Origin of the sequence: Streptomyces sp. NBC_00377 (assembly GCF_036075115.1) — a bacterium.
Lineage (GTDB): Bacteria > Actinomycetota > Actinomycetes > Streptomycetales > Streptomycetaceae > Streptomyces.
Genome location: NZ_CP107958.1, coordinates 7,049,628 through 7,070,391, shown reverse-complemented (window position 1 = coordinate 7,070,391; position 20,764 = coordinate 7,049,628). Strand labels below are relative to the sequence as shown.

The window sequence follows — 20,764 nt, the reverse complement described above, 5'->3', positions numbered from 1 at the left end:
CCGTGCTGAACTCCTCCTCGTCGCCGGCGTCATCGGCGTCGGCGTGCTCCGTGCCCCGGCTGGTCATCGCCGCGCCCTCCTCCGGCAGCGGCAAGACCACCGTCGCCACCGGGCTGATGGCCGCGCTCACCGCGCGGGGGCTCACCGTGTCCCCGCACAAGGTCGGGCCGGACTACATCGACCCCGGCTACCACTCGCTCGCGACCGGGCGGACCGGGCGCAACCTCGACGCCTATCTGTGCGGGCCCGACCTGGTCGGGCCGCTGTTCGCGCACGGGGCGCACGGGTGCGACATCGCCGTGATCGAGGGTGTGATGGGGATGTTCGACGGGGCCGCCGGGGAAGGCGAACTGGCCTCCACCGCGCAGGTGGCGAAGCTCCTGCGGGCGCCGGTCGTCCTCGTGGTCGACGCCTCGTCGCAGTCGCGGTCCGTGGCCGCGCTCGTGCACGGGTTCGCCTCCTGGGATCCACAGGTGCGGATCGGGGGCGTGATCCTGAACAAGGTCGCTTCCGACCGGCACGAGGAGTTGTTGCGGGAGGCGCTCGAGTCGGCCGGGGTGCCGGTGCTGGGTGTGCTGCGGCGGGTGGCCCAGGTGGACACGCCGTCCCGGCATCTGGGGCTGGTGCCGGTCGCCGAGCGGCGGGCCGCCGCGGTGGAGGCGGTTGCGGCCATGGCCGCGCAGGTTTCGCACGGGTGCGATCTCGAGGCTCTGGCTGCGCTGGCGCGGTCGGCGGGGGTGTTGCCGGGTACGGCGTGGGACGCGGCCGAGGCGCTTGTCGCCTCGCCCCCGCCGCCCCTTCCCGTCCCGGCCCTGGGGGCTGCCGCCCCCAGCCCCCAGCTGTCGGCCCCGAACGGGCCTCGTCCTCAAACGCCGGACGGCCTGGTGGTTGCCGTTGCGGGCGGGGCCGCGTTCACCTTTTCCTATGCCGAGCACGCCGAGTTGCTCAGGGCCGCCGGGGCCGAGGTCGTCGTTTTCGATCCGCTTCGGGACGAGCGGCTCCCGGAAGGGACCGCCGGGTTGGTCATCGGGGGTGGGTTTCCCGAGGTGTACGCCGCCGAGCTGTCCTCGAACGAGCCGCTGCGCAAGGAGGTCGCCGCGCTGGTGGACTCCGGCGCTCCGGTCGCCGCCGAGTGCGCCGGACTGCTCTACCTGTGCCGGGAACTGGACGGGCGGCCCATGTGCGGGGTGCTCGACGCCACCGCGCGGATGAGCGAACGGCTCACGCTCGGCTACCGGGACGCCGTGGCCGTGAGCGACAGTGTGCTGGCCGTGGCCGGGACACGGATGCGGGGGCACGAGTTCCACCGGACCGTCGTCGAGCCCGGCTCGGGGGCGGCTCCCGCCTGGGGGGTGCGGGTCCCGCGGCAGGTCGAAGGCTTTGTGCAACGCGGTGTGCACGCGAGTTATCTGCACACGCACTGGGCGTCCGAGCCCGGTGTGGCCCGTCGGTTCGTGGAGAGGTGCCGGACGTCATGAGCGACAGCAGACTGGTCGGAGTCGGGGTGGGGCCCGGCGATCCCGAGCTGGTGACCGTCAAGGGCGTCAACGCGCTGCGGGCCGCCGAGATCGTCGTCGTGCCCGTGATGGACGGCGGGGAACGGGGGCGGGCCGAGGCCACCGTCCTGCACTACGTGCCGCAGGAGAAGGTCGTCCGGGTCGTCTTCGCGCTCAACGAGCGGACCGACCGCACGCGGCGCGAGGCCGCCTGGGACGCGGCCGGGGAACGGGTCGCCGGGTTGCTGCGGCAGCACGGCAGCGTGGCCTTCGCGACCATCGGCGATCCCAACGTGTACTCCACCTTCACGTATCTCGCGCAGACCGTCGCGGAGTCGGTGCCGGGCGTGGTGATCGAGACGGTCCCGGGGATCACCGCCATGCAGGATCTCGCGGCGCGGTCGGGCGCCGTGCTGACGGAGGGCACCGAGCCGTTGACGCTGGTGCCGGTGACCGCGGGTTCGGCGGTGCTGAAGGACGCGCTCGCCGGGCCGGGGACCGTCGTCGCGTACAAGTTCGGACGGCAGGCCGCGGAGGTCGCCGAGGCGCTGCGGGAGACCGGGCGGCTCGGGGACGCCGTGTGGGGATCGGCTCTGGGTCTCGCCGAGGAGTCCATCCGGCCGGCCGGGGAGCTGGACGGCGAGCCGCTTCCCTACCTCTCCACGCTCATCGCGCCCGCGCGGCGCGAGGGCGGCCGGGGCGGCAAGCTGTGAGTCCGTCCGCTTCCGGGTCACGGGGTCCCGGGTCACGAGGCCAGGCCCACCACCAGCCAGATGAAGGCCGCGCCCGCGACGGTGCACAGCACGGTCGACCGGGCGGGGTGTTCGTGGTGGGCCTCGGGGAGGATCTCGGCGGCCGCCAGATACAGCAGCGCGCCGCCGAAGAAGCCCAGGTAGCCGCCGAGCAGTTGCTCCGGGATGGTGACGAAGGTCGTCGCGGCCGCGCCCAGGACCGGCGCCGCCGCGTCCGCGAACAGCATGGCCAGGGCCCTGCGGCGGGCGTTCCCGTACAGGCTCGTGATCGTGTAGGTGTTGAATCCGTCCGCGAAGTCGTGGGCGATGACCGCCAGGGCCACGGCGAGTCCCATGCCGCCGCCCACCTGGAAGGCCGCGCCGATCGCCACGCCGTCCATGGCGCTGTGGAAGACCATCGCGGCGGCCGCCGTCAGACCGACCTCGGGGGCCCGGCCGCCGGGGACGCCCCGGCCGGAGTGCTCGTGCGGCGGAACCGGGCAGGCGTGCTCCTCGGCGCCGTGCGCGGCCTGGCGTGCCGCCAGCAGCCGTTCCACCAGATGGGCCACCAGGAAGCCCGCCACGAAGAGCAGCAGCGCGGCCGGGACACCGAAGACCTCCGTACCGGCCGCCTCCAGGGCCTCCGGCAGCAGGTCGAGGCCGACGACGCCCAGCATCAGGCCGCCGGCCAGGCCCAGGACCAGGTGGCGGCGGTCGGTGACGCGCTGTGCCGTCCAGCCGCCGGCCAGCGTCATGAGGAACGCGCCGAGCGCGACGAAGACCGCCATAGGCCCTTGCTATCCGATCAACCCCCGATCGCGCACATCCGCGCTCTCGGTTGACCCCGGAAAACACGGACAAAGCCCGCTATGAGAGGACCTGAATCCATGGCCGATGCCCCCACCGGCAAGGTGACCTTCGTCGGTGCCGGCCCCGGCGCCGCCGACCTGCTGACGTTCCGCGCGGCGCGTGCCATCGCCGACGCCGACGTGGTGATCTGGGCCGCGAGCCTGGTCCAGGCGGAGGTTCTCGACCACGCGCGCGAGGGCGCGGAGATCCTCGACTCGGCGACCATGTCCCTGGAGGACGTCGTCACCGTCTACGAGCGGGCCCGCCGGGAGGGGCTGAAGGTCGCCCGTATCCATTCCGGCGACCCCGCGCTCTGGGGCGGTACGCAGGAACAGCTGGACCGGTGCGAGGAGATCGGCGTCGAGACCGAGATCGTGCCCGGTGTGTCCTCCTTCTCGGCCGTCGCCGCCCTGGCCCGGCGCGAGCTGACGATCCCCGAGGTCGCGCAGTCGGTCGTCCTCACCCGGCTGGGCGGCGGCAAGACGCCGATGCCGCCCGGCGAGGAGGTGCGGGAGTTCGCCCGGCACGGCACGACCATGGCGATCTTCCTGTCGGCCGCGCGCAGCGGGCAGCTGGTGCGGGAGCTGCTGGAGGGCGGCTATCCGACCGCCACCCCGGTGGTCATCGCCCACCAGGCGACCTGGCCGGAGGAACTGGTCGTGAAGTGCACGATCGAGACGCTGGAGGAGACGGTCAAGGAGCACAAGCTCTGGAAGCACACCCTCTTCCTGGTCGGCCCGGCCCTCGACGCGCACGGCACCCGCTCGCACCTGTACCACCCGGGGCACTTCCACGGCTACCGCAAGGCCGACCCGGAGGCGCGCCGGGCGCTGCGGACCCGGGGTGCCAGTACGTGAGAGGGCTGATCACCGTCGTCGGTACGGGCACGGGGACGGCGCCCGGCGGGGAGGTCCTCGCCGGCGCGGAGCTCGTCGTGGGCGGACGGCGGCACCTGGAGGCCGCGGGACTGCCCGCGTCGGTCGAGCGGATCGTGCTCGGTCCGCTCGCGCCGGCCCTGGACGCCATGGCGGGGTACGTCGAGACGGACCGGCGCGTGGTCGTGCTGGCCTCCGGCGACCCCGGGTTCTTCGGGATCGTGCGGGCGCTGGCCGAACGGTTCGGGCCGGAGCTGCTGGACGTCCGGCCCGGTGTCTCCTCCGTGGCCACCGCCTTCGCCCGGCTCGGACTGACCTGGGACGACGCCGTCGTCGTGAGCGCGCACGGGCGCGATCCGCGGACGGCCGTCAATGTCTGCCGGGCGCATCCGAAGGTCGCCGTCCTGACCGGTCCGGGCGCAGGACCTGCCGAACTGGGCGCCGCGCTCGCGCGCAGCGCGCCCGGGCGGGTGCTCGTCGTGGCCTGCGCGCTCGGCGACCCGGCGGGCGAGCGGGTGGAGCGCGTCTCCCCCGACGAGGCCGCCGGACGCGACTGGGGCACGGCGGTGAGCGTCGTGCTCTGTCTGGACGAGGCGCGGGCGCTCGGTCCGGTACGGACGCTGGCCGGGCCCGGGATCCGGCCCGCCGGGTGGGCCCTGGACGAGGGCGCGTTCGCCCACCGCGACTCGATGATCACCAAGTTCGAGGTGCGGGCGCTGGCGCTGGCCCGGCTCGGGCCGCGCCCCGGCGACCTGGTCTGGGACGTGGGCTCCGGGTCGGGGTCGGTGGCCGTGGAGTGCGCGCGGCTCGGCGCCGCCGTCAGCGCGGTCGAGAAGGCGGCGGACGGCGTCGAGCGGATCCGCGCCAACGCCGAGGCGCACGGCGTCGACGTGCACGTGGTGCACGGCGGCGCGCCCGGCGCGCTGGCCGGACTCGACGATCCCGACGCGGTGTTCGTGGGCGGCGGCGGGCGTGAGCTGCCCGGCATCGTCGCCGAGTGCGCACGGCGGGCCCGGCGCAGCGTGGTCGTCGCGATGGCCGCGCTGGACCGGGTCCCGGCGGTGCGTGCCGCACTCGGCGACGCCGGGTTCGACTGCGGCGGTGTGCTGCTGCATTCCTCGCGGCTCGCTCCGCTGCCGGGCGAGGTGACCCGGCTGGCCGCGACCAATCCCGTTTTCCTGCTGTGGGGTGTCAGAGACGCCGTCGGCGCGCACCCTGTCCATCGAGAAGGAGTAGCCCTGTGATCGGCCTCATTTCCGCCACCGCGGCGGGGGCGGCGGCACGCGACCGGCTGGCCGCGGCCTGGCCGGACCGCACGCGCGTGTACGACGGCCCGGTCGGGGACGCCGTCCGGCGGGCGTTCGCCGAGTGCGAGCAGCTGGTGTGCTTCCTGGCGACCGGGGCGGTCGTCCGGCTGGTCGCGCCCCTGCTGTCCGACAAGACGTCCGACCCGGGTGTGGTGTGCGTGGACGAGGCCGGGCGGTTCGCCGTCCCGGTGGTCGGCGGGCACGCCGGGGGCGCCAACGAACTCGCCCTGGCTGTCGGCGAGTTGCTGGGCGCGCTGCCGGTGGTGACCACGGCCACGGACGCCGTCGGCATCCCCGGCCTCGACACGCTCGGCCTCCCGGTGGAGGGCGATGTGGCCGGCGTGACCCGGGCTCTGCTGGACGGCGAACCGGTCGTGCTGGCCGCCGAGGTGCCGTGGCCGCTGCCGCCGGTGCCGTTCGCGGAGCGGGGGTCGTACACCGTGCGGCTGACGGACCGTGCGGTCGAACCCGCGGCCGGGGAGGTGCTGTTGCGTCCGCCGTCCCTCGTCGTCGGGGTCGGCGCGTCCAGGGGCGCCCCGGTCGACGAGGTGCTCGACCTGGTGGCGGGCGCCCTGCGGGACGCGGGACTGTCTCCCGCGAGCATCGCCGAGCTGGCCAGTGTCGACGCCAAGGCCGAGGAGCCGGGGATCGTCGAGGCGGCCCGGCGGTTCGGCGTGCCCGTGGTGACGTACTCCGCCGAGGAGTTGGCCGCCGTCGAGGTGCCGAACCCCTCGGACGCTCCCCTCACGGCCGTCGGCACACCCTCCGTCGCGGAGGCCGCCGCCCTGGTCGGCGGGGGCGAACTCCTCGTTCCCAAGCGGAAGTCGGAACGGGCGGACGGGCGGCCCGCGATGGCCACCTGTGCCGTCGTACGGCGCCCCGCGCGCGGGCGGCTCGCGGTCGTCGGGCTCGGTCCCGGCGCGCGGGACCTGCTGACGCCCCGCGCGAAGGCCGAGCTGGAACGGGCCTCGGTGCTCGTCGGCCTCGACCAGTACGTCGACCAGATCCGCGACCTGCTGCGCCCCGGCACCCGGATCCTGGAGTCGGGGCTCGGCGCCGAGGAGGAGCGGGCCCGGACCGCCGTGGCGCAGGCCCGGCGCGGGCTGAGCGTCGCGCTGATCGGCAGCGGGGACGCGGGCGTGTACGCGATGGCCTCCCCGGCGCTCGCCGAGGCGTCCGACGACATCGACGTGGTCGGAGTCCCCGGGGTGACCGCCGCGCTCGCCGCCGGCGCGATCCTCGGCGCGCCGCTGGGCCACGACCACGTGTCGATCAGCCTGTCCGATCTGCACACGCCGTGGGAGGTCATCGAGCGGCGGGTGCGGGCGGCGGCCGAGGCGGACATCGTCGTCACCTTCTACAACCCCCGTTCCCGGGGCCGTGACTGGCAGCTGCCCAAGGCGCTGTCGATCCTCGCGGAACACCGGGAGCCGACGACGCCGGTGGGCGTCGTGCGCAACGCCTCGCGCCCGGACGGGACCGCACGGCTGACGACCCTCGGGGAACTCGACCCGGCGTGGGTCGACATGATGACGGTCGTGACCGTGGGCAACACGGCGACCCGGAACATCGCGGGGCGCATGGTCACGCCCCGCGGCTACCGCTGGCAGGAGAACTCCTCCGACAGCTCGCCCGACAGCGCTCAGGACAGCTCCCCGGAGGGCGCCCTGTGAACCGTGTGGTCCATCCGATCGAGCAGGAGTCCTTCCGGCGGCTGCGTGCCCGCCTGGACACCTCGCGCTTCGCGCCGCTCAGCCGGGCGGTGGTGGAGCGGGTCATCCACTCCGCCGCCGATCTGGAGTACGCGAGCGATCTCGTGCTGGACGAGAGCGAGTTGGCGAAGGCGCACCGCGCGTTGCACGCCGGAGCGCCCGTCGTCGTCGACGTGGAGATGGTGGCCGCGGGAATCACCCGGCGGGAGACCGTCTGCCGTCTGAAGGACGCCACGGCCGGACCCGGGCTGACCCGGTCCGCCCACGCGATCCGGCTGGCCTACGAGGAGGTCGGGCCCGGCGCCCTCTGGGTGATCGGCTGCGCGCCGACCGCCCTGGAGGAGCTGCTGACGCTGGACGCCTCCCCCGCGCTGGTCATCGGCCTGCCCGTCGGCTTCGTCGGGGCGGCCGAGTCGAAGGCCGCGCTCCGCGAGAGCGGGCTGCCCGCCGTGAGCAACGTGTCCGAGAAGGGCGGCTCGGCGGTCGCCGCCGCCGCCCTCAACGCCCTCCTGTACACCGCCCTTTCGTCCCCCGCTTCGTCCTCCGAGGAGAAACAGTGACCACCCCGCCGCCCGCCCTGCTCATCGCCGGCCACGGCACCCGGGACGAGGCCGGAGCCGAGGCGTTCCGTGACTTCGTACGGGAGCTGGGCCGCCGCCACCCCGAACTGCCCGTCGCGGGCGGCTTCATCGAGCTGTCCCCGCCGCCGCTCGGCGACGCGGTGACGGAGTTGGTGGAGCGTGGCGTACGGCGGTTCGCCGCCGTTCCGCTGATGCTGGTGTCCGCCGGGCACGCCAAGGGCGACATCCCGGCGGCACTGTCCCGCGAGAAGGAGCGGCACCCCGGCATCTCCTACACCTACGGGCGCCCGCTGGGGCCGCACCCGGCGCTGCTGAACGTGCTGGAGCGGCGGCTGGACGAGGCGCTGGGCGCCGGGAGCCGCACTTCCGAGGACCTGGCCGACGTCACCGTGCTGCTGGTCGGGCGCGGCTCGACGGACCCGGACGCCAACGCCGAGGTGCACAAGGCGGCGCGGCTGCTGTGGGAGGGACGCGGGTACGCGGGCGTGGAGACAGCGTTCGTGTCGCTGGCCGCGCCGGACGTGCCGAGCGGGCTCGACCGCTGCGTGAAGCTCGGGGCGCGGCGGATCGTCGTCCTGCCCTACTTCCTGTTCACCGGGATCCTGCCGGACCGGGTGCGGCACCAGACCGAGGACTGGGCGGCCGCGCATCCCGAGGTCGAGGTGCGGTCGGCGGACGTCATCGGTCCCGAACCGGAGCTGCTGGACCTGGTGATGGAGCGGTACGAGGAGGCCGTCAAGGGCGACCTGCGGATGAACTGCGACTCGTGCGTGTACCGGATCGCGCTGCCGGGCTTCGAGGACAAGGTGGGACAGCCGCAGCAGCCGCACTTCCACCCGGACGACGAGGGCCACCACGACGGCCACCACCATCACGGACACGCGCACTCCCATGCGCACTGAAGGGGACGCCGAGGGGCACCCCGGCGGTCGGCAGGATGCCGCCCAGGGGGGCGCGGGCGGCCACGACCTGCGTCACCACGGGGACGCCGAGGTGCGCGACGACGGCTCGGCGCTCGTCGACCTCGCGGTGAACGTCCGCGCGGACACGCCCCCGCGCTGGCTGCGGGAGCGCATAGCCGCGTCCCTGGGCGGCCTCGCGGCCTACCCGGACGGGCGGGCCGCCCGGGCGGCGGTCGCGGCGCGCCACGGACTTCCCGTCGAGCGGGTGCTGCTGACGGCGGGCGCGGCCGAGGCGTTCGTGCTGCTGGCGCGCGCCCCGAAGGTCCGGCGGCCCGTCGTCGTGCACCCTCAGTTCACGGAGCCGGAGGCGGCGCTGCGGGACGCCGGGCACAGCGTGGACCGGGTGGTACTGCGCGAGGAGGACGGGTTCCGGCTGGATCCGGCGGCCGTACCCGAACAGGCCGACCTGGTGGTGATCGGCAATCCGACGAACCCCACGTCGGTGCTGCACCCGGCGGACACGATCCGGCGGCTGGCCCGGCCCGGGCGGACGCTGGTGGTCGACGAGGCGTTCATGGACGCGGTGCCGGGCGAGCGGGAGGCCCTCGCCGGGTGCACGGACGTGCCCGGTCTGGTCGTGCTGCGCAGTCTGACCAAGACCTGGGGGCTGGCGGGACTGCGGATCGGCTACGTCCTCGCCGCCCCGGAGACGATCGCCGACCTGGAACGGGCGCAACCGCTGTGGCCGGTGTCCACGCCGGCACTGGTGGCGGCGGAGGCGTGCATGGGCCCCCAGGCGCTGGCGGAGGCCGCCCACGCCGCCCACCGGGTCGCCGCGGACCGGGCGCATCTCGTGGCCGGGCTCGAGGAGTTCGGCGTCGACGGGGTGCGGGTGGCCGAACCCGCCGAGGGCCCCTTCGTCCTCGTACGGCTGCCCCGGGCCGACGCCGTCCGCCGACGGCTGCGCACGCTGGGGTTCGCGGTCCGGCGCGGGGACACCTTTCCGGGTCTCGACGAGGAGTGGCTGCGGCTTGCGGTCCGGGACCGGGCGACGGTGAACCGTTTCCTCCAGGCACTGGACCAGGCTCTGGCCCTGACCCGGGGGTGAGGACGGGCAGCTGACGGGGGATGCCTCGGCCGGGCTGGACCCGGGCGCCGACGGGCACGGAACCGGACAGGGGCCCTGAGCAGTGCGCGGTCCGGACACCGACGGGCACGAGCCCGCGCAGGGCCCGGACACGGTCCCGGGCCAAGGCGCAGTCCGAACACGGGCGGGAACCGCGCAGGCCCCCGGCAGGGCTCCGCCAGCGGCAGGGGCAGGGGCGGGGGCAGGGGCAGGGGCGGGGGCAGGGGCAGGGGCAGGGGCAGCTGCAACGGCGGTGGCAGCGGCAACGGCAGCGGAGGTGCCCGGACCCGCCCGCAAGAGTTACGTACAAGGGGTGAACGGCCAGCGCGCCGGGGGTGGTTCACTCCAGCGCGGGCTTTCCGTGCATGCTTTCGAATCCATCGGCACGTACGTTCCCTGTGGCCGCCCGCGGCGCACCGCTCTCAGCTCACCACCGTGCCGTTCAGCACCACCCGGCGCGGGGCCGCCAGCACCCGCACGTCGGCGCGCGGGTCCGTCTCGTAGACCACCAGGTCCGCCGGGGCGCCCTCGTCCAGACCGGGGCGCCCGAGCCACGCGCGTGCGCCCCAGGTGGTGGCCGAGAGCGCCTCCACCGCGGGGATGCCCGCCGTCACCAGTTCCGCGACCTCGGCGGCGACCAGACCGTGCGGCAGTGTGCCGCCGGCGTCCGTGCCGACGAAGACCGGGATGCCGGCGTCGTGGGCGGAGCGGACGGTGTCGTAACGGCGTTCGTGGAGGCGGCGCATATGGGCCGCCCAGCGCGGGAACTTGGCCTCGCCGCCCGCCGCGAGCTGCGGGAACGTGGCGATGTTGACGAGGGTCGGCACGATCGCGACACCGCGTTGCGCGAACAGCGGGATCAGGTCGTCCGTGAGGCCCGTCGCGTGCTCGACGCAGTCGATGCCCGACTCGACCAGGTCGCGCAGCGAGTTCTCGCCGAAGCAGTGCGCAGTGACCCGCGCGCCCAGGCTGTGGGCCTGCGCGATGGCCGCCTCGGCGGCCTCCCGCGGCCAGCTGGGGGCCAGGTCGCCCACCTCGCGGTCGATCCAGTCGCCGACCAGCTTGACCCAGCCGTCGCCGCGCCGGGCCTCCTGCGCGACGTACGCGACCAGGTCGTCGGGCTCGATCTCGTGCGCGAAACCGCGGAGGTAGCGGCGGGTGCGGGCGATGTGCCGGCCGGCCCGGATGATCTTCGGCAGGTCCTCGCGGTCGTCGACCCAGCGGGTGTCCGAGGGCGAGCCGGCGTCACGGATCAGCAGGGCGCCCGCCTCGCGGTCGGTCAGCGCCTGCTTCTCGGCGACGTCCCGGTCGACGGGGCCGTGCGCGCCCAGTCCCACATGGCAGTGGGCGTCGACCAGGCCGGGCAGGGCCCAGCCCTCGACGGTCCGGACGTCGTGGGCGCCGACGGGACGGTCGTAGGAGATCCGACCGTCGACGACCCACAACGCGTCGCGGACTTCGTCGGATCCCGTCAGGATCCGGCCCTTCACGTGCAGCACCGCGCGATCGCTCATGCGGTGCACCCTAGTGCCGCGACAGGCAACGTTCGCCCCGTCGCGACGCCCGGCACGCACTCTCGCCGCACCGGCCGAAAGCCCAGGTACGTCCAGTACGAGGACTTCCGGCCGGCACGCCGAGAGCACGCACCGGACGCCGCTCCTTGACGGGCAAACGTTGCCCGCCGCGGCACTAGCTACTGCTCCGGCTCGCCCTTGTGGTCGCCCACCTGGCCCGGGGAGTCCTCCCCCGCTTCGGCCAGCCGGGCCATCGCCGGGTCCAGCAGCCGGGAGAGGAAATGGCGGGTGCGCTCGTGACGGGGGTTGCCGATGACCTCGTCGGGGGCGCCGTCCTCCACGATCACCCCACCGTCCATGAAGACGACCCGGTCGGCGACCTCGCGGGCGAAGGTCATCTCATGGGTGACGACCATCATCGTCATGCCCTCGTCGGCGAGCATGCGCATGACCGCGAGCACATCACCGACCAGCTCCGGGTCGAGCGCCGACGTGGGCTCGTCGAACAGCATCACCTCGGGGCCCATGGCCAGCGCGCGGGCGATCGCGACGCGCTGCTGCTGCCCGCCGGAGAGGGAGGAGGGGTAGGCTCCCGCCTTCTCCGACAGTCCCACCCGCTCCAGGTTCTCGGCTGCCACCTTCGCCGCCTCCGCCTTGCCGCGCCCGAGCACCCGGCGCTGCGGCAGCGTGAGGTTCTCGGTCACGGTCAGGTGCGGGAACAGGTTGAACTGCTGGAAGACCATGCCGATACGGCGGCGTACGGCGTCGATGTCGACGTCGGGGTCGGTGAGTTCGGTGCCGCCGACGAGAACCCGGCCCTTGGTCGGCTCCTCCAGCAGGTTCACACAGCGCAGCAGCGTCGACTTACCGGATCCGGACGGGCCGATCACGCAGACGACCTCCCCCTGGCCGATCTCCAGGTCGATGCCGCGCAGCACCTCGTTGGTGCCGAACGACTTGTGCAGGTCGCGGACTTCGATCTCCGGTCGGCTCATTTCACGGCCTCCTGGGCCTTCGCCTCCATGCGCCGCACGACGAAGCCGAGCGGGATGGTCACCAGCAGGTAGCACAGGCCGGCGACCAGGATCGGCGTGGAGTTGGCGGTGGTGCTGGCCAGGTCACGGCCGTACTTGGACAGTTCGCGCTCCTCCAGCGTCACTCCGAGCAGCAGGACCAGGGAGGAGTCCTTGAAGAGCATGATCAGCTCGTTGGTGAGCGGCGGGAGGATGATCCGGAACGCCTGCGGAATGATGACCGAGACCATCGCGCGCGCGGGCGTGAAGCCCAGCGACCGGGCCGCCTCCAGTTGCCCCTTGGGCACGGCCTGGATGCCGGCGCGGAACGTCTCCGCCATGTAGGCGGCCCCGATGAGGCCGAGCCCGAGGGCCGCCTTGCCGTAGGTGCCACCGACGATCTCGGTGCCGGGGAAGGCCAGCGGCACGGCCACGCCGATGAAGACGAAGATCAGCAGGGCGGGCAGACCGCGGAAGATCTCGATGTAGACGCCGGCCAGCCAGCGGTAGGGGCCCACGGAGGACAGCCGCATCAGCGCGATGACCAGCCCGAGCACCAGACCGAGGACGAAGCCGGACGCCGTGTACAGCACGGTGTTCTTCAGCGCCAGTGTGATGACGTCGGGGAACATCTGCCGGGCGATGTCCCACTGCGCGAACTGGTTCTTCAGCCGGCCCCAGTCCGCCGTGACCGCGAAGACGATCACGGCGGCGACGAAGACGACGTACTGCGCGCCGCGTGAGAGGCGGCGCTTCTGACGTCGGGTCAGGCCCTTTTTCCTCGGCTGGAGTCGTACGTCGGTACCGGCCATGGGGTCAGGAGGCCGAGGCGGCGGCCGACGGGGACGCGGCCGACTCGTCGTAGGGGCCGATCCACTTCTCGTACAGCTTCTTGTAGGTGCCGTCGGCCTTCGCGTCCGCCAGTGCCTTGTTGATCGCGGCGACCAGCTTCGTGTTGCCCTTCTTCACCGTGAAGCCGTACTGCTCACCGGTGTTGAGGTTGTCGACGACCTTGAAGGCGTCGGCGTTCGCCTTGGTCTTCAGCCAGCCCTGGACGACCGGGTAGTCGATGATCACGGCCTTGACCTGGCCGGTGCGCAGGCCGTTGAGCACGGCGTCGGAGGACTCGAAGGAGACCGGGTCGAAGCCCTGCTTCTTGGCGTAGTCCTCGCCGGTGGTCTGGGCCTGGGCGCCCAGCTTGACACCCTTGGCCTTCACGTCGGCGAGCGAGGTGACGCCCGCGCCCTTGTCGACCAGGACCGCCTGGGTGGCGTCGAAGTAGGGGTCGGAGAAGTCGACGTTCTTCTTGCGCTCGTCGGTGATGGTCATGCCGGCGGCGGCCAGGTCGCATGTGCCGGAGTTGAGGAAGGCGCCGGTCTTGAAATTCTCGAAGGGGGTGTCGAGGATCTCCTGCTCGACCCCCAGGTTCTTGGCGACGAGGTCGATCAGGGACACGTCGAAGCCCTGCACCTTGCCGTCGATCTCCGACTGGAACGGCGGGTAGGGCAGGTGGGTGCAGGTGGTGAGCTGGCCCGCCTTGGCGAGCTCGACCCCGCCGGCGGCGGTCTTGGACCCGCTGCCGCCGTCATCGGTGGAGGTGCAGGCGGCCACGAGCAGCAGCCCGGCCGTCACGGTGGTGGCGGCCAGGACGCGGGTCCGGCGGCCGGGGTGGGTGTTCACGGCGGGCCTTCCTGTAAGAGAACTATGGGTTCCGATTATAAGGAGAAGTTTGAGGCTCTCAAACCAAACCGATGGCTACGAGGTCGTTCGGCCTGGGAAGTCACCGGTGAGGGGGCGAGGTGGTGGTCAGTGGGGAGGGCGGGGAGGGTGGGGTGCGTGCCGGTTAGTCTCGTCACCTCTACCCCGTGAGTGAAGAGAGCACCGCCGTGACACACCCGTTCCTGGACCTCGCACCGCTGAGCGCCGCGCGTTTCGCCTCGATCGAGGACCGGGTGGCCCGGCTGCTGGACACCCGGCAGGACGTCGTGATCATGCAGGGCGAGGCGCTGCTGCCGCTGGAGGGCGCGATCCGCGGTACGGCCGGACCCGGTACGACCGCGCTGAACGTGATCACCGGCCCGTACGGGCAGACCTTCGGCGACTGGCTGCGCGACTGCGGCGCCACGGTGATCGACCTCGCGGTGCCCTTCCACACGGCGGTGACGGCCGCGCAGGTCCGGGACGCGTTCGCCGAGCACCCGCAGATCGACTTCGTGTCGCTGGTGCACGCGGAGGCGGCGACCGGCAACACCAACCCGGTCGCGGAGATCGGCCACGTGGTGCGGGAGCACGGCGCGCTGTTCTACCTGGACGCGGTGGCCTCGATCGGTGCGGAGCCGGTGCTGCCGGACGCGTGGGGCGTGGACCTGTGCGTGATCGGCGCACAGAAGGCGATGGGCGGCCCGGCGGGCGTCTCGGCGGTGTCGGTGAGTGAGCGGGCGTGGGCGCTGATGGCCGCGAACCCGGGGGCTCCGCGCCGCTCGTACCTGTCCCTGCTGGACTGGAAGCAGCGGTGGGTGGACGGCGGTCGCAAGGCGCTGCTGCACGCCCCGGCGCAGCTGGAGATGCTGGCGCTGGAGGCGTGCGTCGAGCGGATCGAGGCGCAGGGGCTGGAGACGGTGATGGCCCGCCACGCGTCCGCGGCCGCCGCGACCCGGGCGGGCGCGGTGGCGCTGGGCGGCGGTCTGGAGCCGTACGTGCGCGACGCGGCGGAGGCGGCGCCCGTCGCCACGACGCTGCGGACGCCGCCGGGGGTGGTGGCCTCGGAGCTGGTGGCCCGGGCGCTGGCGAGCGACCCCGCGTTGCCGCTGGCCGCGGGCGGGGGCGCGCTGGCCGAGGAGATGATCCGGGTCAACCACTACGGCGGCGATGCGACCGTCGGCGTGGTGCAGGGGTGCCTGGCGGCGCTGGGCGCGGCACTGGCGGAGCGGGGACAGGACGTGGACCTCGCGGCAGCCCGCCGTGGCGTGGAAGCCGCCTGGCGCTAGGGCGTGTCTGACAATTCCCGCCGGGCGCGCGGCGTCCGGCGGGAATTGTCAGACACGCCCTAGGCGCCCCCACGACCGGCCGGCCGCCCGACCGCCCGGCGCCCGGCCGCATTCCGCCGGGTGTGCTCCACATGATCGAAATGATCGGGAAGTACGCCCGGCGCGACGGTCACGCGGGCATTCTCGGTGAGTTCATCGACGGGTTACCGGAGCCTGAATTCACGATGATTTGTGAATTTCCCCTCGTATTCCCTCGGCAATCCTCTCCGTCACTTTCTCGGCGATAGCGTTCCCGAGTTCTCCTGCCCGGATTTCCCTGACCTAAACGCAGGGAATTTCGAGTGGGTCACCAGCGCGTGACGCATTGCACAAGCAGAGTAATATGCACTTTTTGTGCGGTGCAAAAAGGGATGAAACGGTGACACGTCCCTGCGGCATCACGGAATCACCACGGCCTCTCCATGCCTTTTTTGATTCCGCTGGGTAAGTTCAAGCCGCATGACTGCCGCACAAGCAGACCTACTTATCGACCGACCGTCGGTGGAAGACGGAGCAGCACTCTGGCGTCTCGCGAAGGAATCCGGAACGCTCGACCTGAACTCCTCCTACAGCTACTTGCTGTGGTGCCGTGACTTCGCCGCCACCTCGGCCGTGGCACGCGCCGAAGGCGGCGAGCCGGTCGGCTTCGTCACCGGGTACGTGCGCCCGGAGGACCCGCACACCCTGCTGGTCTGGCAGGTGGCCGTCGACGCGGCGCAGCGCGGTCGCGGCCTCGCCGCCGCGCTGCTGGACGAACTGACCGCGCGGCTCGCCGCCGAACGCCCGCTCACCACCGTGGAGACCACGATCACGCCGGGCAACACCGCCTCCGAGCGGCTGTTCGCCTCGTACGCCGAGCGGCACGGGGCGACCGTCACCCGCGAGGTGCTGTTCGACGCCGGGCTGTTCCCCGACGGCCCGCACGACCCCGAGGTCCTGTACCGCATCGGCCCCCTCTCCTTCTGACCTCCGCGCCTCCCGCAACGCCCCGCAGCCTTCCCGCCCTCCTTCCGACCCCCACCGAGGAGTGTTTTTCGTCGTGACCATCACCCAGCCCGACCTCAGCGTCTTCGAGACCCTCGAGTCCGAGGTGCGCAGCTACTGCCGCGGCTGGCCCGCCGTCTTCGACCGCGCGCAGGGCAGCCGCATGTACGACGAGGACGGTCACCGGTACCTGGACTTCTTCGCCGGCGCCGGCTCCCTCAACTACGGCCACAACAACCCCGTGCTGAAACGGGCGCTGGTCGACTATCTGATGCGGGACGGGGTCACGCACGGGCTCGACATGTCGACCGTCGCCAAACGGTCCTTCCTCCAGACCTTCCAGGACCTGGTGCTGCGGCCGCGCGACCTGCCCTACAAGGTCATGTTCCCGGGCCCGACCGGCACCAACGCCGTGGAGGCCGCGCTGAAGCTGGCGCGGAAGGTGAAGGGACGCGAGGCCATCGTGTCGTTCACCAACGCCTTCCACGGGATGTCCCTCGGGTCGCTCGCCGTGACCGGCAACGCCTTCAAGCGGGCCGGTGCCGGAATCCCGCTGGTGCACGGCACGCCGATGCCGTTCGACAACTACTTCGACGGCCAGATCCCCGACTTCCTGTGGTTCGAGCGGCTGCTCGAGGACCAGGGCTCCGGGCTCAACAAGCCCGCCGCGGTGATCGTCGAGACGGTGCAGGGCGAGGGCGGCATCAACGTGGCGCGGCCGGAGTGGCTGCGGGCGCTCAAGGAGCTGTGCGAGCGGCAGGACATGCTGCTGATCGTCGACGACATCCAGATGGGATGCGGGCGCACCGGGGCCTTCTTCTCCTTCGAGGAGGCCGGCATCGTCCCGGACATCGTGACGGTCTCCAAGTCCATCAGCGGCTACGGACTGCCCATGTCGCTCTGCCTGTTCAGGCCCGAGCTGGACGTGTGGGAGCCGGGTGAGCACAACGGCACCTTCCGCGGCAACAACCCGGCCTTCGTCACCGCCACCGCCGCCCTGGAGACCTACTGGGCCGACGGGTCCGCCATGGAGAAGCAGACCCGGGCGCGCGGCGAGCAGCTGGAGCAGGGGCTGATCTCGATCACCGAGGAGAACCTCGCCGACATCAAGGAGTACCGGGGCCGCGGCCTGGTGTGGGGCCTGGAGTTCCACGAGAAGGCGCGGGCCGGGCGGGTCGCGCAGCGCGCCTTCGAACTCGGGCTGCTGATCGAGACGTCCGGTCCGGAGAGCGAGGTCGTCAAACTGCTGCCGGCCCTGACCATCACCCCCGAGGAACTGGACGAGGGCCTCAGCGTCGTCGCCCGCGCCGTACGGGAGACCGTCTGACGCCCTCGGGCCCCGTTCATCCTTCCCCGACCTAGGAGGCATCGCAGCACCGTGATCGTCCGTTCGTTCAAGGACATCGAAGGCACCGACCGGCATGTGAGGGCGGCGTCCGGCACCTGGGAGAGCAAGCGCATCGTGCTCGCCCAGGAACGGGTCGGGTTCTCCCTGCACGAAACGATTCTGTATGCCGGCACCGAGACGTCGATGTGGTACGCGAACCACATCGAGGCCGTCGTCTGCGTCGAGGGCGAGGCCGAGCTGACCGACCACGAGAGCGGGCTCACGCACCGCATCACGCCCGGCACCATGTACCTCCTCGACGGGCACGAGCGGCACACGCTCCGCGTCAAGGAGGACTTCCGCTGCATCTGCGTGTTCAACCCGCCCGTCACGGGGCGGGAGGACCACGACGAGAACGGCGTGTACCCCCTGCTGACCGAGCCCGAGGAGGTGTGAGCGTCGTGACCACCCCGACCGATCTCTATCCCACCCGTGGCACCACCGAGGTGTCCGTCCCCCGCAAGGACCCCGTCCTGTGGGGCTCCCCCGACACGCCTGGCCCGATCCCGACGACCGCGCTCCAGGAGTACGAGCGCGACGGTTTCCTCACCGTCGAGCAACTGATCGGCGACGACGAGGTCGCCGTGTACCGGCGTGAGCTGGAGCGCCTCGTCGCCGACCCGGAGATCCGGGCGGACGAGCGGTCGATCGTCGAGCCGCGCTCCAAGGAGATCCGGTCCGTCTTCGAGGTGCACAGGCTCAGCCAGGTCTTCGCCGCCCTGGTCCGTGACGAACGGGTCGTCGGGCGGGCCCGGCAGATCCTGGGATCGGACGTGTACGTCCACCAGTCGCGGATCAACGTCAAGCCGGGCTTCGGGGCCGGGGGCTTCTACTGGCACTCCGACTTCGAGACCTGGCACGCCGAGGACGGCCTGCCGAACATGCGGACCGTGTCCGTGTCGATCGCGCTGACCGAGAACCTGGACACCAACGGCGGGCTCATGATCATGCCGGGCTCGCACCGGACGTTCCTCGGCTGCGCGGGCGCCACGCCGAAGGACAACTACAAGCAGTCGCTCCAGATGCAGGACGCGGGCACCCCGTCGGACGAGGCGCTGACCGCGATGGCCGGCGACCACGGCATCAAGTTGTTCACGGGCAGGGCCGGTTCGGCGACCTGGTTCGACTGCAACTGCATGCACGGGTCCGGCGACAACATCACCCCGTTCCCGCGCAGCAACGTGTTCATCGTGTTCAACAGCGTGGAGAACACGGCCGTGGAGCCGTTCGCGGCGCCGATCCGCAGGCCGGAGTTCATCGGCGCACGGGACTTCACGCCGGTGCGCTGAATTTCCTGTCCCGCGCCGGACGCGCCGACGGGCCCGGGCCCCCTCCCCCCGATGCGGGTGAGGGGGCCCGGGCCCGTCGAGCACCGGACGCCCCGGTCTCAGGCCAGGGCGTCCAGCAGGCGGTCGACGTCGGCCGGCGTGTTGAACAGATGGAAGGCGGCCCGCAGATGACCGGCGCGGTCGGAGACCTGGATGCCGGCTTCGGCCAGCTCCGGCTGGCGGGAGCCGAGTCCGGGCACCGAGACGATCGCGGAGCCGGGCGCCGGGACGGGGCGGTGGCCGAGCGTGGCCAGGCCGGCGCGGAAGCGGTCGGCGAGGGCGAGGTCGTGGGCGCCGATCGCCGCCACACCGAGTTCCTCCACCAGTTCGAGGGAGCGGCGCAGCCCGGCGTAGCTGAACAGGGCGTGCGTCAGGTCGAAGCGGCGTGCCGAGTGGGCGAGTTCGGCCACCGGGCCGTAACAGCTGTCCCAGGGCCGCTCGCCGGCGACCCATCCCGCGAGGACCGGGGACAGCCCGCCGAAGTCCTCAGGCACCACGAGGAAGGCCGCACCGTGGGGGCCGAGCAGCCACTTGAAGGAGACCGCGGCGGAGAAGTCGTGGGCGTCCGCGTCGGTCGGGAGCCAGCCGGCGGACTGCGAGAAGTCCACGTAGGTGCGGGCGCCGTGTGCCCGGGCCGCCTCGCGCAGGGCGGTCAGGTCGGCGAGCCGGCCGTCGGCGGACTGGGCGGCGCTGACCGCGACCAGCGCCGTGCCGGGGCGCACGGCCTCGGCGATCCGTTCCAGCGGGACGGCGCGCACCTTGAGGTCCCCGCGGACATGGAACGGGTTCAGCACGGAGGTGAAGTCGTCCTCGGCGGTGAGCACTTCGGCGCCCGCGGGAAGCGAGGCGGCGATCACGCCGGTGTGGGCGGCCACGGAGGCACCCAGCGCCACCCGGCTCGCGGGGACGCCGGCCAGCCGGGCGTACGCGGCCCGGCACGCCTCCACGTCCTCGTGCAGCGGGGTCAGCGGCCTGCCCTCGGCGCGCAGCAGCGCCGCCTCGTGAAGGGCGGCGACGGTGCGGGCCGGGAGCAGGCCGTTGCTCGCCGTGTTCAGGTATGTGGTCTTCGGGGTGAACTCGGCGCGGACGAGGCTCTCGAAGGTTTCCATGGGTCCACTGTGGGACCCCGGCCTCCCCTCGTCCATTGCCGATTCCTACGTGATTCCGCCAAGGATCGCTTATGGATGTGCCCTCACCTGCGGTATCTCAGTGCTGCGGCACCGCGCACCCGTCGGGACCGCAGGCCTGCGCACCGCCGTCGTCGATCAGCTTCAGCGGGGAGCGGTCGCCCCAGGCCTGGGTGAGGGCCTGCGCGAAGACCTCGGCGGGCTGGGCGCCGGAGACGCCGTAGGCACGGTCGAGGACGAAGAAGGGCACGCCGTTCGCACCGAGCCGGCCGGCCTCGCTCTCGTCGGCGCGAACCTCGTCGGCATAGCGGTCGGGGTCGGCGAGGACCTCGCGGGCGGCGCCGGCGTCGAGACCGGCCTCGGCGGCCAGCTCCACGAGCCGGTCGTCGCCCTCGGAGAAGAGGGACCGCTCCTCGGCGAAGTTGGCCCGGTAGAGGATCTGGATGAGCTCGTCCTGCCTGCCCTGCACCTTGGCGAAGTGCAGCAGGCGGTGCATGTCGAAGGTGCTGCCGTGGTCGCGGCCCCGGGTGCGGTAGTCGAGCCCCTCGGCGGCGGCCTGGGCGCCCAGGTTCTCCTCGCCGGCCTGCGCCTGCGCCTCGCTCATCCCGTACTTCCTGGTGAGCATGGTCAGCACGGGCTGGATGTCGTCCTTGGCGCGGCCGGGGTCCAGCTCGAAGGAGCGGTGCACCACCTCGACCTGGTCGCGGTGCGGGAAGGCCTCGAGCGCCTTCTCGAAGCGGGCCTTGCCCACGTAGCACCAGGGGCAGGCGATGTCGCTCCAGATCTCGACGCGCATGTCTCGGCTC

Annotated in this window: 20 protein-coding genes; 13 read left to right on the top strand and 7 right to left on the bottom strand. The window is 72.6% G+C overall.

Annotated features, from left to right (window positions below; genetic code table 11):
• Positions 1 to 5: 5 nt before the first annotated feature.
• Both OHS71_RS31385 and cobI read left to right on the top strand, forming a co-directional pair.
• On the top strand, positions 6 to 1,478 hold the full coding sequence (locus tag OHS71_RS31385) for a cobyrinate a,c-diamide synthase (protein WP_328484705.1): 1,473 nt from the start codon (positions 6 to 8) through the stop codon (positions 1,476 to 1,478).
• Positions 1,463 to 2,209: a precorrin-2 C(20)-methyltransferase gene (cobI, locus tag OHS71_RS31380; protein ID WP_328482691.1), complete on the top strand. Its 747-nt coding sequence runs from the start codon at positions 1,463 to 1,465 to the stop codon at positions 2,207 to 2,209. The genes OHS71_RS31385 and cobI overlap by 16 nt, the downstream gene beginning before the upstream one ends.
• 32 nt (positions 2,210 to 2,241) lie before the next feature.
• On the opposite strand, the gene OHS71_RS31375 is transcribed toward cobI, so the two are convergent.
• Complete coding sequence (locus tag OHS71_RS31375; protein ID WP_328482690.1) at positions 2,242 to 3,015, bottom strand: ZIP family metal transporter; 774 nt, start codon at positions 3,013 to 3,015, stop codon at positions 2,242 to 2,244.
• A 99-nt stretch (positions 3,016 to 3,114) separates the two neighbouring features.
• Here OHS71_RS31375 and cobM point away from each other — a divergent pair, with 99 nt between their 5' ends.
• Genes cobM through cobC form a run of 6 tightly spaced genes read left to right on the top strand, consistent with a single transcriptional unit; the run spans position 3,115 to position 9,561 of the window.
• Entirely contained in the window at positions 3,115 to 3,933 is an 819-nt protein-coding gene (gene cobM, locus OHS71_RS31370) for a precorrin-4 C(11)-methyltransferase (protein ID WP_328482689.1), read from the top strand.
• 5 nt (positions 3,934 to 3,938) lie between these two features.
• On the top strand, positions 3,939 to 5,195 hold the full coding sequence (gene cbiE, locus OHS71_RS31365) for a precorrin-6y C5,15-methyltransferase (decarboxylating) subunit CbiE (protein ID WP_328484704.1): 1,257 nt from the start codon (positions 3,939 to 3,941) through the stop codon (positions 5,193 to 5,195).
• On the top strand, positions 5,192 to 6,931 hold the full coding sequence (cobJ, locus tag OHS71_RS31360) for a precorrin-3B C(17)-methyltransferase (RefSeq protein ID WP_328482688.1): 1,740 nt from the start codon (positions 5,192 to 5,194) through the stop codon (positions 6,929 to 6,931). Before cbiE ends, cobJ begins: the two co-directional genes overlap by 4 nt.
• Positions 6,928 to 7,530 carry a precorrin-8X methylmutase gene (locus tag OHS71_RS31355; RefSeq protein WP_328482687.1) on the top strand — a complete coding sequence of 201 codons (603 nt, stop codon included), beginning with the start codon at positions 6,928 to 6,930 and terminating at the stop codon, positions 7,528 to 7,530. The genes cobJ and OHS71_RS31355 overlap by 4 nt, the downstream gene beginning before the upstream one ends.
• The gene (locus OHS71_RS31350) at positions 7,527 to 8,453 is read left to right on the top strand and encodes a sirohydrochlorin chelatase (RefSeq protein WP_328482686.1); all 927 of its coding nucleotides are present in this window, start codon (positions 7,527 to 7,529) and stop codon (positions 8,451 to 8,453) included. The genes OHS71_RS31355 and OHS71_RS31350 overlap by 4 nt, the downstream gene beginning before the upstream one ends.
• Positions 8,443 to 9,561, top strand: coding sequence for an Rv2231c family pyridoxal phosphate-dependent protein CobC (gene cobC, locus OHS71_RS31345; protein WP_328482685.1), 1,119 nt, complete (start codon positions 8,443 to 8,445; stop codon positions 9,559 to 9,561). Before OHS71_RS31350 ends, cobC begins: the two co-directional genes overlap by 11 nt.
• Positions 9,562 to 10,001: 440 nt before the next feature.
• On the opposite strand, the gene OHS71_RS31340 is transcribed toward cobC, so the two are convergent.
• From OHS71_RS31340 to OHS71_RS31325, 4 genes are all read right to left on the bottom strand, one after another.
• Positions 10,002 to 11,093, bottom strand: a complete 1,092-nt coding sequence (locus OHS71_RS31340) for an amidohydrolase family protein (protein WP_328482684.1) — start codon at positions 11,091 to 11,093, stop codon at positions 10,002 to 10,004.
• A 179-nt stretch (positions 11,094 to 11,272) separates the two neighbouring features.
• Positions 11,273 to 12,088: an amino acid ABC transporter ATP-binding protein gene (locus OHS71_RS31335; protein ID WP_328482683.1), complete on the bottom strand. Its 816-nt coding sequence runs from the start codon at positions 12,086 to 12,088 to the stop codon at positions 11,273 to 11,275.
• Complete coding sequence (locus OHS71_RS31330) at positions 12,085 to 12,918, bottom strand: amino acid ABC transporter permease (RefSeq protein WP_328482682.1); 834 nt, start codon at positions 12,916 to 12,918, stop codon at positions 12,085 to 12,087. Before OHS71_RS31330 ends, OHS71_RS31335 begins: the two co-directional genes overlap by 4 nt.
• A 4-nt stretch (positions 12,919 to 12,922) precedes the next feature.
• Positions 12,923 to 13,786: a transporter substrate-binding domain-containing protein gene (locus OHS71_RS31325; protein ID WP_328482681.1), complete on the bottom strand. Its 864-nt coding sequence runs from the start codon at positions 13,784 to 13,786 to the stop codon at positions 12,923 to 12,925.
• Between the two features lie 185 nt (positions 13,787 to 13,971).
• Here OHS71_RS31325 and OHS71_RS31320 point away from each other — a divergent pair, with 185 nt between their 5' ends.
• The 5 genes from OHS71_RS31320 to thpD all read left to right on the top strand — a co-directional run bounded on the left by OHS71_RS31320 (position 13,972) and on the right by thpD (position 18,792).
• Complete coding sequence (locus tag OHS71_RS31320) at positions 13,972 to 15,093, top strand: pyridoxal-phosphate-dependent aminotransferase family protein (protein WP_328482680.1); 1,122 nt, start codon at positions 13,972 to 13,974, stop codon at positions 15,091 to 15,093.
• A 498-nt stretch (positions 15,094 to 15,591) separates the two neighbouring features.
• Positions 15,592 to 16,098: a diaminobutyrate acetyltransferase gene (gene ectA, locus OHS71_RS31315; RefSeq protein ID WP_328482679.1), complete on the top strand. Its 507-nt coding sequence runs from the start codon at positions 15,592 to 15,594 to the stop codon at positions 16,096 to 16,098.
• A 73-nt stretch (positions 16,099 to 16,171) separates the two neighbouring features.
• On the top strand, positions 16,172 to 17,443 hold the full coding sequence (ectB, locus tag OHS71_RS31310) for a diaminobutyrate--2-oxoglutarate transaminase (protein ID WP_328482678.1): 1,272 nt from the start codon (positions 16,172 to 16,174) through the stop codon (positions 17,441 to 17,443).
• A gap of 51 nt (positions 17,444 to 17,494) precedes the next feature.
• Complete coding sequence (locus OHS71_RS31305; protein ID WP_200729165.1) at positions 17,495 to 17,899, top strand: ectoine synthase; 405 nt, start codon at positions 17,495 to 17,497, stop codon at positions 17,897 to 17,899.
• Positions 17,900 to 17,904: 5 nt separating this feature from the next.
• A complete protein-coding gene (gene thpD / locus OHS71_RS31300) occupies positions 17,905 to 18,792 on the top strand; it encodes an ectoine hydroxylase (RefSeq protein ID WP_328482677.1) in 888 nt (295 codons plus the stop codon).
• A 98-nt stretch (positions 18,793 to 18,890) separates the two neighbouring features.
• On the opposite strand, the gene OHS71_RS31295 is transcribed toward thpD, so the two are convergent.
• Entirely contained in the window at positions 18,891 to 19,940 is a 1,050-nt protein-coding gene (locus OHS71_RS31295; RefSeq protein WP_328482676.1) for an aminotransferase class V-fold PLP-dependent enzyme, read from the bottom strand.
• Between the two features lie 97 nt (positions 19,941 to 20,037).
• Positions 20,038 to 20,754, bottom strand: a complete 717-nt coding sequence (locus tag OHS71_RS31290; RefSeq protein WP_328482675.1) for a DsbA family oxidoreductase — start codon at positions 20,752 to 20,754, stop codon at positions 20,038 to 20,040.
• Positions 20,755 to 20,764: the final 10 nt, after the last annotated feature.

Excerpts from the sequence above, each read along its gene's own strand:
- OHS71_RS31335 (WP_328482683.1), bottom strand. The coding sequence starts at position 12,088 with ATGAGCCGACCGGAGATCGAAGTCCGCGACCTGCACAAGTCGTTCGGC.
- cobM (WP_328482689.1), top strand. The coding sequence starts at position 3,115 with ATGGCCGATGCCCCCACCGGCAAGGTGACCTTCGTCGGTGCCGGCCCC.
- OHS71_RS31330 (WP_328482682.1), bottom strand. The coding sequence starts at position 12,918 with ATGGCCGGTACCGACGTACGACTCCAGCCGAGGAAAAAGGGCCTGACC.
- OHS71_RS31375 (WP_328482690.1), bottom strand. The coding sequence starts at position 3,015 with ATGGCGGTCTTCGTCGCGCTCGGCGCGTTCCTCATGACGCTGGCCGGC.
- OHS71_RS31290 (WP_328482675.1), bottom strand. The coding sequence starts at position 20,754 with ATGCGCGTCGAGATCTGGAGCGACATCGCCTGCCCCTGGTGCTACGTG.
- cobC (WP_328482685.1), top strand. The coding sequence starts at position 8,443 with ATGCGCACTGAAGGGGACGCCGAGGGGCACCCCGGCGGTCGGCAGGAT.
- OHS71_RS31340 (WP_328482684.1), bottom strand. The coding sequence starts at position 11,093 with ATGAGCGATCGCGCGGTGCTGCACGTGAAGGGCCGGATCCTGACGGGA.
- OHS71_RS31295 (WP_328482676.1), bottom strand. The coding sequence starts at position 19,940 with ATGGAAACCTTCGAGAGCCTCGTCCGCGCCGAGTTCACCCCGAAGACC.
- ectA (WP_328482679.1), top strand. The coding sequence starts at position 15,592 with ATGACTGCCGCACAAGCAGACCTACTTATCGACCGACCGTCGGTGGAA.